The sequence below is a fragment of the Candidatus Nitrosocosmicus sp. T genome (assembly GCF_054408485.1).
In genome coordinates this window covers 2910860-2923722 of the sequence record NZ_CP166992.1, presented here as the reverse complement: position 1 = coordinate 2923722, position 12863 = coordinate 2910860, and the positions used below count along the sequence as shown (strand labels likewise).

Here is a 12863-nt window from a genome sequence, read left to right as displayed (position 1 = left end):
GTTAAACAAGTACATAATAATATCGGGCAATAGATGATAAAAACTATTAATTATCAAGATGTTATTTTCGTATTAGACTTGCTTTTTATTTTTGAAGAAAATAACTTTAATACATTTACTCCAAAGAATATTCCCGCGGCTGTTATTACTATCATTCCACTAGGTGTGATATTCCATTCATATGCTAGTATTATACCTAAAATTACAGATGTCAAAGAAAAACAAATTGATAATAATATAGTTTTCTTGAATCCATATCCTAGTAGCAACGAAGAAACATTAGGAATTATTAAGAGAGATGAAACCATAAGTACTCCTATCAATCTAATGGACATTACAATTGCAATAGTTGCCAAAGTAATGAATAAAATATTTAATACAACTGTATTGATGCCATTTACTAATGCTTGTTCCTCATTAAATACAAGATATACTAATTTTTTATAAAATAGGATAACAAATGCAATAACTATGACGCTTAAAAGTATGGTACTTAATGTTTCTTCGATATTAACTAATAATATGCTTCCAAAAAGGTAACTTGTTATATCTATAGAAAATCCTCCTGATAAGCTGATTAATACCAATCCCATCGCTAGCCCTAGAGATAATAGAACAGAGATAGACGAATCTGAATAGATTCTTTTGCTTGAATTCAATTTTATGATTGCTAATGCTCCAATTATTGAAACAATTAGTGATACCCAAATAGGATTAGATTTCAGAAACAATCCTAATGCGATCCCTCCAAAAGCTACATGCGACATTGCATCACCAAACAAAGAAAATCTTTTTAATATAAGAAACAATCCAATCAGCGAACAACTTATAGAAATTGCTATTCCAGCAATAAGGGCACGTTGCATGAACTCATACTGGAGAATTTCAATCATTACTATTCAATTCTTTTTTCATATTCTATATAATTCAAATAATTAATTTTCACATCTGAGCGCTATTTTCAAATTATCCAAATTCTCGTACATTTTTGAGAAATAGTCTTTATTTAAAGCTTGTTCCTCCTGTGTAATCATCTCTATAGGACTCAATATTAGTACTTTCCCTCCTACTTCATTTGCTATCGTGTTTGAAAGTCTAGGCTCAATATTATCTTCTGAAAAAATAATGCTTACACCTAGTTGTTCAGCTAACTTTATTGCTTCTGCAATTCTTTGAGGATTAATGTCTGCTTCAGGTGACGAACCACTAATTGAATGCTGAGTTAACCCGTATCTTTTTACAAAATAGCCAAAAGCATCATGAAATGCGATAAAATCATTCAGATCACAATTAGTCAAGTTCTTACTAATATCTAAATTTAATAGCTCTAGTTTATTATTAAATTCATTAAAATTATTTGTATAGTAATTTGTATTTTGAGGATCTAAAGATATTAATTTCTCAAATATGGTTTTTGAATATATTTTAACCAAAATTGGATCAAGCCAGATATGAGGATCTGGCGTAGATCCTAAACTTTCAGCCGGCAGATCTTTGCTCAAGTCAACTACAGTTGCATTTCCCATTTTATTAATCCAGGATTCAAATCCGGCTCCATTAATAAAAATTACATCAGCTTTTTGTAGTTCAATTATTTGCTTTGCTGTAGGTTCAAAATCATGAGGTTCTATACCGGCCGGTACTATGGTTGAAACATCCGCTCTGTCTTTGCCTATTTTCTTGACAAAATCATAAATCGGATAAAAGGATGAGAAAATTTTTAGATTTGTATTATTTGATGAAATTTGTCTTTGACCATCTGATTCATTAGTTCTATTATTACTATTTTGTGATAAATTAGTGGTAGCAATAGACTTTGATATAACTGAAGAAAATAATGCTATAGTTAAAACAATAAGGCAAAAAGAGATCCAAGCCTTATAATTCTCCCGCATGAAAATAGTATGATTATTAATAATATAAAGTTTACTTATTAATTATTATTAACTTATTGGTAGCATTATAATAATCAATAGACTGAAATTATATCAAATATCATGGATCATAAGTATTCTTCAGTTTAATTAAGTTAATTAATTAAAGGCGAACGAGATTCCAATGCACCCACGAAGTAAGCAAAAAATTTATCAATAAAATTCTTTCCTATCCTCAATAACAATAACTAGTATATCAATGAAAATAATTTAATATGTAATACGATTTCTTAATAATAGTAATTTATACATGCAATTGAAGTTAAGTGATGATAGGATTTCTTCTTATCTTTCATTTTTAGGTTATACCTCTCTATATCCACCACAACAATTGGCTATAGAAAAAGGCTTGTTAGAAGATTCTAATATATTAATTACTACTCCTACCGCAAGCGGGAAAACATTAATTGCCATACTGGCTGCCATTAAATCCTTAGAAAAAAATAAAAAGGTAGTGTATCTTACACCATTAAGAGCTTTAGCTTTTGAAAAATATTTGGAATTTACTTCTGTTGATAAATCCGGTATATTTTCCAGAAAAATAAGAATAAAGATTAGCACTAGCGATTTTAATACTTCAAACGCTGATTTAAGTTCGGCCGACATAATTATTATGACAAACGAAAAAATTGACTCGATTCTTAGACATAACGCTTCGTGGTTATCAAATGTTGGACTGTTTATTTCAGACGAAATTCATTTAATCGGAGATCAAGATAGGGGACCGGTTTTAGAAATGGTCCTAACCAAAATAAAAAAGTACTATTCATTATCTCAGATTCTTGGCCTAAGCGCTACAATCACTAATGCCTCCGAAATTGCGGGATGGTTAGGATCAAGATTAATAGAAAGCACTTGGAGACCAACAAAACTGATAGAGGGGGTATATTCTGATGGAATGATATATTTTAATAACGATTCCAGAATTAAAGTTTCTGAGTCAGGTAAGGATACTGCTTCTATGGCTATCGATTTAATCATGGATTCTCTAAATAGTAATGGACAAAATCTTATTTTTGTCGAAACAAGAAAACGGGCAGTATCCTTAGCTAAGAAGGTTTCAGAGGTTGTATCCAAGACCCTATCACCCGAAGAAAAGAAAAATACCTTAAAGGTTTCTAAACAAATTTTGGAGGAGGGTGATGACACGGATTTAACTAAAAATTTGTCAAATTTGATATCTGCTGGTATAGGGTTTCATCATGCAGGATTAAGTCTTTCAAGTAGAGGGATTGTTGAAGAAGCATTTAAAAGTGGAATCATAAAATCCCTGTTTGCAACACCTACACTAGCTGCTGGTGTCAATCTCCCTGCACGTAGAGTAATAATAACAAATGTTACCCGATATGACTTCGTATATGGTGCTTCAGTTCCTATTAGTGTGCTTGAATATAAACAACTTTGTGGTAGAGCTGGACGACCTCAGTATGATACTTTTGGAGAATCTATAATTATTTCAGATTCAAGAACATCTTATGAAGAATTGTATGATCATTATATATTGGGGATTCCTGAACCTCTAAATTCAAACCTTGGGAATATAATAGCGATTAAAATTCATTTACTGGGGGTAATTGCTTCATTTAACGGAATTAGTCTAGATGATATCTATGACTTATTCTCAAAGACATTTTATTCATTTCAAGATAGTAACAATACTTCCCTATTTGATAAAATAGATTCATCTTTAGATTATTTTTTAGAAGAAGATCTAATTCGCTTACAAAACAATATGTATAATGTGACTGGATTTGGAAAATTAGTTTCAAATCTATATCTTAATCCTGAAACTGCTGTTACGTTTAGGAAGACCATCAATGATATAAAACCACAGTCTGTAAAAATCAACAATGTATTTGGTTTCCTTTATATGATTTCTACTTGCCCAGATTTTTATCCAAAACTTTCATTTAGAAAACAAGACATCGAAGAGTTCAGTTATCTGTTTTATAACAATTATGATGAATTTTTTTCAGACGTAGACATAATGGATTGTTCAAGAAGTCTATGGACTCTATATGAATGGATCAATGAGTCTACAGAAAAAAGGATGAATGAGAGAATTGGTGTGGAGCCAGGCGATATACATAGAATTGTCGAAGTATCTAATTGGTTAATCTCTTCAATATTCGAAATATGTAAATTGTTAAACAGAAAAGATCTTTTACCCGTTCTTTTTTCCCTCGAGAGTCGAATTAAGCATGGAGTAAAGGCAGAGCTTGTTCCATTAGTACAGATTAAAGATATAGGCAGGGCCAGGGCGAGATCTCTTCATGGGGCTGGAATCACCATACCTAACGATCTCCTATTAATTTCAGAATCAAAACTATCTACGATCCCAAAAATAGGTCCAAAACTAGCTAAGAAATTAAAAAAAAAATATTCTTAAATTGTTTCCTATCTGCATATCTATAATACGACAGATATATTAGTTATTCAAAGTTAACCACTCCTAGGTTATTCATTTCAGATCCGATTCCATAACCAAGTAACGCAATACCTGTTCCTAATAGGGACATTTCTAATCCTCCCTTTATCCAGCTTTTTTTAGCTAATCTACCTTTAATTGCACCGATCACAAAAGAGGACGTTAAACTAATAGAAATGGCTATTAGTAATGCCGTAAAATTGTTGATTAAACCCGTTTTGACTATAAAGTATGGTAGTATAGGTAAGATGCCTCCTACTAAAAATGATATGAACATAACAATGGCACCTTTTATGGGACTGCCTAGGATTTCTAGATTTAGACCTAGCTCCTCTGTTAACATTGTCTTCAACCACACTCCCTTATTTGATGTAATCTTATTTACAACCATATTCAATTCTTCACCGGCAAACCCTTTGGCCTTGTAGATTTCTACTATCTCTTCTCTTTCTTTCTCAGGAGTATTTTCAATCTCATATTCTTCTCTTTTGATTTCAGATTGTAAAATCTCTATTTGGGATTTAACCGCAAGATAATTTTGTACAGCCATGGCTTTAGCACCTGTAAACATTCCTATTATTGCTGCTAAGATGACTATGTCTACCCCCACAGTGGCACCACCTATGCCGGCTACTATACCTAGAGAAGTATTAACTCCATCACCAAAACCAAAAACAACATCTCTAATGTAATTACTTTCTTTTATGTGCGGTTCAACGTGATCGCTTTGTACCCTTTCCAATATATCTTCTACCTAGTTGTTGTTTTAATATTTTATAAATTCATCAAGTTAATTTCAATTTATTTATTGGTTATACTAATAAACAATAAAATTCATTTAGTTGGTTTTGATTTTACTTTACTGGCTAATTGGACTGTGCGTCTTTTAAAGGATATTAATCAGAGTAAAAAATGCGCATTACTATTTAATTTTGATCAGCAAGGTGTAAGGATGATCACTATCAAACAAATTGTCTCTGTAAGTTGATCATGTTTGTGATTCTCTTTTATAAATCACATAAAGATAAGCCTAATTTGATTTTGGACGTATTACTCCATAAATTTTTAGGCTTAGATAACAAGAAAATATATTTTCTTGAAGCTTATGGTATTCTTTATTAGTGTAGTCCTTTTCAACAGTTAGATATGGAATTATTTTTGCCTTTAAATCCATAGCCGCATTAAAAACTTCATTTTTGTCTTCTTTAATACTCTTTGAATAATCAAATTCAATCCTGTCCTCTAGCAGATCCTTAATGAAATTATTAATTGAATTTTCTCTCATTATCGAATAATTAAATTTCGTAGATTCGCTCATTTATTAAATTTATCTCTATAGTAAATAAGATTATTGATTGCCATCGGTTATACTATGGCCATCAATATTGTTAAAACCTAACAACTAATGACCCTCCTAATGAGATATTTGATTTTGAATAATCAAGATATATCCCTATTTTTTATTTAAATGTGAATATTAAATTTAGAACTATTAGACTGTATTATACCATTCCGGTTAATAACTGATTAACACATTCTGTAGCAAAAAACCTATGGTTTGACTACTTGTGACTTATTTTTATATCCAATTCAAAAATAAAGATCAAATTAAGATGTATCAGATTACTATAGGTCAAAAGAAAATGATTTAAAGGACGAAGGCCTGGTATCTATGTTATCAGTACGTGCAATAACATATCCAGATCCTTGATTTATAGTCTCCATGAATCCGCTTTGGTTATCAATACCATCTTGTTCCTTTAACTTTGAGAGATTATTTAAGGTCCAATATGGAATTGCCGTACCCGAGCCATTATCAATAAATGTTTCGATCGTTCTAGTATCTTTATCTGTCAAAAATGTTCTTACTTTAAGTTCTATATTTTCTTTGTTTGTCAGATTGTTGTTAAATATAGGATTACCTTTTTTATCTAGTTGATGAAAAATAAAAGTGTTCTGTGCTAGTTCCTTAGTAGTATTAAAATCGTATTTTACGTAGTTACCATCATCACGATATTCTAATAGATTTGGGTTACTACTACTAGAAACATCAAACAATACTCCAAAGCCACGCTCTTCATCGGGTTCATTGCTTCCGTGACGTCCCGTATTAAATTGAAGGGCTACATATGTTTCATTTTCAAATTTGTCTTTGGGTTCCTTGAAATACTCGTGTATGTTTCCGTGCCAAATTATTTCCTGATTCTTTGCAGCAGACATATCTGGTATTCCTTCTGAATTTTCTCTTACTATTTCTATTCGAGGGGAATTTATATCATTATTATTGCTTTGTGTATGTTTATCAAAATCCATGGTTACTCTGAATTTTTTGTCTAGGCCCAATGGATCATTTAATTCAAATGAATATTGTTGATCAAATTTTGTGTCGGCTAACAGATGACCATTATCGCCAAAGTTATCTACTTTAAGATTATTTTCATCAGAATCGTTTGATTCACAGGATATTTCGGATTGATTACCATTATATTCGGTGCAGGAGATCGAATCTGATACCCGTAGAATTTTACAGATACCTGGGTTCTCCTTATTAGTACTCGCTTCATTTGTTTTGTTGGATTCGGCCTTAGACAATGCGGTTGAATTATTGCTACCATTGTTATCGGTGATATCTTGCGGTATGCAGTTAGATACCTTTGTCGTATTAATCAAAATAGATGGATTTATCGAAGTAAATGAAGATTCGTTGATGATTGTGCTAGAAACTTCTCGTACTTCGTACTCTATGACTAAGGACAGAAATATATAAATAGTGAAAATGAGCACAAGTGACTTTGAAATCAACGATAAAGAGATTTTCACATTTCTACTTACTTAAATATTATATATATACGATAAATTTAAAATCGATTAATTTTGATATTCTAAACAAATAATTATTACAAACATGGATTTCTTTGCGATTTCCACACTCAAATTTGATATCAGATGAATTAGAGTTATTGTATATGATCCTCGTAGGGGGTTAAATAAGCCCAATGTATTAATACTGTTTTTAGAAAAAGATGGTTATCTTATTCTACTATTACATCGCCAACCATTGAAGGGTGATATATGCAGTAATATTTGAATTCCCCAGAGTTATCAAATGTCAGACTGTATGATTGATTAGGTATGATTGCATTAGAATCAAATAAAGCACCCTCATCCTCGTCATTATCCTGTCCTGAGGTTACAGTATGAGATATGGAATCACCATTATACCATGTTATAGTTTGGCCAGATTCAATCCTAATTGGATTCGGTGAATATGACTGATCGCCTTTTAATCCAGCAATAACTACAGGTATAGCACCGGCACTTTGTGTTTCGCTTTGATCGGCTAAAGCCTGTTGATTATTTGGTACTGTACTTTCAGATATAGGTACTATTCTATACAATACGCCTGTATAACTCAATACATACAGGTATCCGTCTGGTCCTACCTGAATATCGGTAATTCCGCCGAAACCTTGACCAAATATTAAAGGTTGATTTTCGGTGGTCTCATCGACCTGATTGTCAGAAAGTGCCGCCACATTACCTAGAGAAGTATCATTTATGAGTATATTGTCGCGTGCTTCATTCAGAGTAAATCGGTATAATAAACCATTGTTAATGTCCCCTGTAAACATATCATTTGCATATTCTTTACCTAATTTCTCTGAATTCAAAAATTTTAATGCTGTTGGTCCAATTGTGGTAACCCATACAAATTTTGGATCAGTATATTTACTGTTGCCAATAGTTACAAGCTCGTCTTCAGATGTTATTCCTCGTCCTAATAAATCCTGGTACAAATAGCCTTGAACCTGGGACCACCCACCATTAAAGCCTGGCAATATAAGATTGATTTCATCTGCTACAGTGGGTCCATTTTCTGTATCCCATAAGTTACCCGTTAGAGGATCAAAGTCAAAACCGAAACTGTTTCGAATACCCATAGCATAGTATACACTCAACGGCAAGCCATTTCCAAAAATAGGATTATCTGGGTCCACTATTCCACCATCCTGAGAGATCCTAAGAATACCTCCGAGACCATTGGGCTCGGGACCATCACCAATATTTTGAGCTTGGGTCCTATGACCTCCTACTTCTCCAACTATAAAGTATACATTATTATCGGGCCCAATCAGAATTTTACCACCGTTATGCTCTCCTCTTTCATTTGGGGGAATAGCAGTCAGATCAAATAAAAGAACAGGATTTATCAACTCACCATTGACATATTCATAGCGATATAGTCTGTTGCCTAACGGGTCCACATTATTTTCAAAATCACTACCGTCTGAATCATCACCGGATTCTGTATAAGATAAGAACACAAACGTTTTCCCGTCCGGTTGCTTAGATATTGCGATTCCTAAAAGCCCGCGCTCTATGCTATTGGCTACAGACACGTCGAGTACAGGTGTGTCTTGTACTTGGCTATTTAGTACCCTCTTGACTATACCGGTATTCTTTTCTGTAACTAAAATATCGTTATTTCCAAGAAAAGACATACTCGTAGGAAAATCAAGACCTTCCGCTATCTTTTCGACTATAAGGTTATCGTCATTGACGGTTGGCCCATATGGAGACAGTGGTGCTTTAGCATAAGCCCCATAAGAAAACTGGATATACGATGAAAAGGTTGAAGAAAGAATTATTAACATAAAAGTACAAAAAGTCAATACTTTACGATTATACATGATTTTGTCGGTAAATATCATCGATTTTGTAAACTAATTAAGTTTATGAATGAATCTTAACAACGATATGACTGTTATAATGAGTAAAAAATATGGTACAAAGATCTATTTTATAAAGTAATAATGAAAAGATTTTAAATTACCCTAATAAAGAATTTCAAAAAAAATTAAAGTGAACAATCACAGCATTGCTAGTTCCGTGTTGATCGACTTTTTCTAATCATTATGATGTAGGGGGAGATTTTGCTATGGTTGTCGTCATACTCTTGATTTCTTTTCTTTTCTCATACACTTTCCATTTACTTATCCAAACTCTTAATTGTTGTAAAATGGCCTCCAATTCTTTGGTTCAAAGTGTTAAACTATACTCCACCCTAACGGGAATTTCTGAATAAATTTTTTTTGATATTAGCCCTTCCCTTTCTAGCTCCAGTAGCCTTTGAGATAACACAGTACTACTAATTTCTGGTATCAACCTTTTAAGTTCATTGAACCTTACTGTTCTATTGGTACTCAAATTCTTTAGAATGTGTAGTGACCATCTTTTTCCTAATATTTCCCATAAGCCTACTACATCGCATTTCTCTTCTTTCATAAGAACTTCTTGTCCAAATTATAGGACTTCGTCAGGTATTAAAATTTTAATTTCTATTGATATTAAGGTATCAAATACATTAATTCAGGTTCTTGATCTTTTGGACTGTGGCTTTAGCTATGGGTAACAACAAAATAATATTACCTTTTTCGAGTTCAATGCTAATAACTAACTAAGTAAAAAATTGCTACTAAAGTTAATATAAGATAAGTACATAATATGATGGAAAAAATACATCAGCTGCAGCAAGATAAAAGCAAAGTAAATTGTTCTTTTCTAATATATGATATGCCACAGTACTGCATTATTTCAATTTTGATCACATCAGCTAGTTGATTGATGTTGCATGGTTGTTGAATTAGTAATTCTATCATTGCTATACTATTATCTCACCCCTTGAACTATGATATAACTTGATAATAAATTTACTTCCGAAGAAGCTATTAGCCTTATTTTTATATTAAAATAGAATACGATACTTTGCTATGTGTTATTGCCTAAGAAGAACAATACAAATACCCTTTTTCTAATATTATTTATTGCATTTTGGATATTTTCTTTAATAGCTATAAGCGATGTTTCCATTGTAAGTGGAATTTCAGACGATGGATCTGATGGAGTCTTTGTAATGTACGCCGGATCCCTTGCAAATATATTCGAGAATGTAATTGGACCTGAATTTCAGTACGAATCTGAATACACATACATAGGAGAAGGTAAAAGGTCAGTTCAAGTTGCAAATTTGATTAAGGACGGATTTAGGACACCAGATGTATTCGTAAGTGCTGGAACTATTCCAGTTTTAATGTTGATGAAAAACACTCCTCCTATCGCAGAATGGCTTGTGGAATTCGGATCCGCTGAAATTGTAATATCTTATTCTACAACTAGTCCTTATTTTGATACTTTAGAAAAAGCAAGAAAAGGTGAAATACCATGGTATAATACTGTTTCTCAGGATGGTTTCAAATTAGGACGAACCGATCCTGAATTGGATCCAAAAGGATATTATGGAATCATAACCGCTAAATTAGCAAATACCTATTATAATAATTCCTCAATTAAAGATAAGATATTTGGAGAAGATAGAAATCCGAAACAGATCTTTCCTGAAGAAACATTAAAATCCACATTAGAATTAGGTCAGTTGGATGCTGTAGTTGCATACAAACACGAAGCTATTTCAAGAGCACTTCCATACATCATTCTCCCGGAAGAGATAAGTCTTAATGATCGTGTATATTCTGATTTTTATAAGCAGGCCAATTATACTTTGGGATCTACTCAAAAAATAATTTATGGAGAACCCGTTTTCTTTTCAGTCACCATACCAAATACTGCTAAGAATTTAGACGGTGCAATATCTTTTGTAAACTTCATACTTTCCAAAAATGGTTTGCAGCTATTAGATCATCAGGGACTTCGCCCCATCAATGCTACCCATTATGGGGACCTTACCAGTATTCCGTTGTCCATAAGGGATGAGATCACAAAGTAACACCACTTAATTGTAGAATGGTTGAACAGTATTTTTTCTACTATATTTTTTATCTATATGAATCATCAATACTGTAACGTCGGATTATAGAGGTATAAATGTCTGTAGAAAGCACTCCTGATGTTACATCAACTCCAGCAACAATTAATCCTACTTCACCTCTTGATACCATTTCTGTTCAGACTCCTTACAGACAATTACTCATGTAGAAGTATCCATGATTCCAATTGGAGGAGCTGCAGTATTATTAATTATAAGCAGGGTTTCTTTAGAAAAAATCTTGCATGAAGTTGATTGGGCTACTCTATTGTTCTTTGTAGGTTTATCAAATTGAAGTGTTTTTATTAGTTTTATAGTTTAGCATTTGCCTCCAATTTTTACCACAAAGAATAACTCTTAGACAACCTGTACTCTATGAATAGTAATAAAGCCGTTATCACCTATCATTTGTTTTAACGGTAATAACAATGGTTGTATCTTTTCTTCCTCATCTATTGTTTCTATCATCATAGGTTGATTTATCATTAAACCCTCCAAATGAACTGTTGACTTGCCTCTCCTACCAAATCCGTCAACACCTAGCCAAACTATAGCTCCTAAAACGTTTGCCTTCATCAAAAATTCAATAATAGTTTTCTCCAGTCTTTTTCTATTTACATTGTCATTTTTCTTTATACGGATGTTTAAGCAGATCATTTGTTTTAGGATCATTATTCTAAAATTATTATTGTAATAATTGAATTATTAAGATTCTGCCACCATATAACGCCAAAAAGGATAAGCCCACATTGGCTATTGTATTAATCATCATACTTAGTATTTGGTTGTTTTCTATCATTACTATATTTTCTAGAGCAAAAGAAGAAATTGTAGTTAAGGACCCACAGAATCCAATAGCGATTAAAAAAGAATACCTTTGATCTAGGTTCCAGTTAACCATAAAACAGAAAAAATACCCAGGATAAGATTACCTATTATATTTACAAACAAGACATTTGACCCAACTATTCCTAGAATTAAAGGAAAGGAAGAATTTGTATCGAATATAAGCTCCTAAAATGGCTCCTACCGCTAACAAAATAAACTCTATTCCTTTCACGACTGTTAATAGATTTCGTATTGTACTTTTATCTTTTCTTATATCGAGAATCAAGAAGTATAACAATGATTCTGAGAAATCAAAGTCATTATCAACCAGTCTTCTTAAAAAAATTTGACAAATTCTCAAACTTTATGGTATAGGTGCAATTCAAACAAAAGTCAAATCTAGAATACTGACAAAATATTATTTATCTTTAGACCTGATTCATATTCCACTAATCTTTTATTTTTTAATTCAATCCAAACATCATCTATATAGCCTCTACCATAATCTGATTTCATTGCATAAACTTTATTCAAAATTTCTTGCTCATCTTCAAAATAGTTCTTACTATCTACTAGAGTAGAAGCTATTACCAACCACTCGGGTTCCTTGTCTTTAAATAAAGACAAAAATTTTTTGGTAAAACCATTATCATGATTCCAATTCCTAGTATTTACTTCCGTAGACATCTTATTAGGATCTATTTTTTCATAATAATAATTTGCTAGTTCTGGTGAATATGGGCCATTATTATATACGCTGTATTCACAGCCAAAATCATTATTTAGACACGTTTGAGCTAAGTATACATATTTTTGCAACTTCAAACGGTTAATGCATCCCATTTCATCT

The 12863-nt window shown here is 32.2% G+C and carries 13 protein-coding genes; 2 read left to right on the top strand and 11 right to left on the bottom strand.

Features of this window, described 5'->3' with window-relative positions:
- Positions 1 to 53 precede the first annotated feature (53 nt).
- Both AB0A59_RS15110 and AB0A59_RS15105 read right to left on the bottom strand, forming a co-directional pair.
- The gene (locus tag AB0A59_RS15110) at positions 54 to 893 is read right to left on the bottom strand and encodes a metal ABC transporter permease (protein WP_458745104.1); all 840 of its coding nucleotides are present in this window, start codon (positions 891 to 893) and stop codon (positions 54 to 56) included.
- Between the two features lie 42 nt (positions 894 to 935).
- Positions 936 to 1895 carry a metal ABC transporter solute-binding protein, Zn/Mn family gene (locus tag AB0A59_RS15105; protein WP_458745102.1) on the bottom strand — a complete coding sequence of 320 codons (960 nt, stop codon included), beginning with the start codon at positions 1893 to 1895 and terminating at the stop codon, positions 936 to 938.
- Between the two features lie 289 nt (positions 1896 to 2184).
- Between AB0A59_RS15105 and AB0A59_RS15100 the strand changes: the two genes are divergently transcribed.
- Entirely contained in the window at positions 2185 to 4323 is a 2139-nt protein-coding gene (locus AB0A59_RS15100; RefSeq protein ID WP_458745101.1) for a DEAD/DEAH box helicase, read from the top strand.
- A 43-nt stretch (positions 4324 to 4366) separates the two neighbouring features.
- Here AB0A59_RS15100 and AB0A59_RS15095 read toward each other — a convergent pair whose 3' ends face one another.
- From AB0A59_RS15095 to AB0A59_RS15075, 5 genes are all read right to left on the bottom strand, one after another.
- Positions 4367 to 5104, bottom strand: a complete 738-nt coding sequence (locus tag AB0A59_RS15095) for a VIT1/CCC1 transporter family protein (protein WP_458745099.1) — start codon at positions 5102 to 5104, stop codon at positions 4367 to 4369.
- A gap of 288 nt (positions 5105 to 5392) precedes the next feature.
- Complete coding sequence (locus tag AB0A59_RS15090; RefSeq protein WP_458745098.1) at positions 5393 to 5680, bottom strand: hypothetical protein; 288 nt, start codon at positions 5678 to 5680, stop codon at positions 5393 to 5395.
- A 308-nt stretch (positions 5681 to 5988) separates the two neighbouring features.
- Positions 5989 to 7182, bottom strand: coding sequence for a hypothetical protein (locus AB0A59_RS15085; protein WP_458745096.1), 1194 nt, complete (start codon positions 7180 to 7182; stop codon positions 5989 to 5991).
- Positions 7183 to 7394: 212 nt separating this feature from the next.
- Positions 7395 to 9053 carry a PQQ-dependent sugar dehydrogenase gene (locus AB0A59_RS15080; RefSeq protein WP_458745094.1) on the bottom strand — a complete coding sequence of 553 codons (1659 nt, stop codon included), beginning with the start codon at positions 9051 to 9053 and terminating at the stop codon, positions 7395 to 7397.
- Between the two features lie 349 nt (positions 9054 to 9402).
- The gene (locus AB0A59_RS15075) at positions 9403 to 9648 is read right to left on the bottom strand and encodes a winged helix-turn-helix transcriptional regulator (protein WP_458745093.1); all 246 of its coding nucleotides are present in this window, start codon (positions 9646 to 9648) and stop codon (positions 9403 to 9405) included.
- A gap of 493 nt (positions 9649 to 10141) precedes the next feature.
- On the opposite strand from AB0A59_RS15075, the gene AB0A59_RS15070 reads away from it, so the two are divergent.
- A complete protein-coding gene (locus tag AB0A59_RS15070) occupies positions 10142 to 11146 on the top strand; it encodes an extracellular solute-binding protein (RefSeq protein WP_458745091.1) in 1005 nt (334 codons plus the stop codon).
- Between the two features lie 49 nt (positions 11147 to 11195).
- Here the strand turns inward: AB0A59_RS15070 and AB0A59_RS15065 are convergent, their stop codons facing one another.
- The 4 genes from AB0A59_RS15065 to AB0A59_RS15050 form a co-directional block, all read right to left on the bottom strand.
- Entirely contained in the window at positions 11196 to 11318 is a 123-nt protein-coding gene (locus tag AB0A59_RS15065; RefSeq protein ID WP_458745089.1) for a hypothetical protein, read from the bottom strand.
- A 224-nt stretch (positions 11319 to 11542) separates the two neighbouring features.
- The gene (locus AB0A59_RS15060; RefSeq protein ID WP_458745087.1) at positions 11543 to 11842 is read right to left on the bottom strand and encodes a DUF190 domain-containing protein; all 300 of its coding nucleotides are present in this window, start codon (positions 11840 to 11842) and stop codon (positions 11543 to 11545) included.
- Between the two features lie 28 nt (positions 11843 to 11870).
- Positions 11871 to 12086: a fluoride efflux transporter FluC gene (locus AB0A59_RS15055; RefSeq protein WP_458745085.1), complete on the bottom strand. Its 216-nt coding sequence runs from the start codon at positions 12084 to 12086 to the stop codon at positions 11871 to 11873.
- A 326-nt stretch (positions 12087 to 12412) separates the two neighbouring features.
- Complete coding sequence (locus tag AB0A59_RS15050; protein WP_458745083.1) at positions 12413 to 12838, bottom strand: hypothetical protein; 426 nt, start codon at positions 12836 to 12838, stop codon at positions 12413 to 12415.
- Between the last annotated feature and the right edge of the window lie 25 nt (positions 12839 to 12863).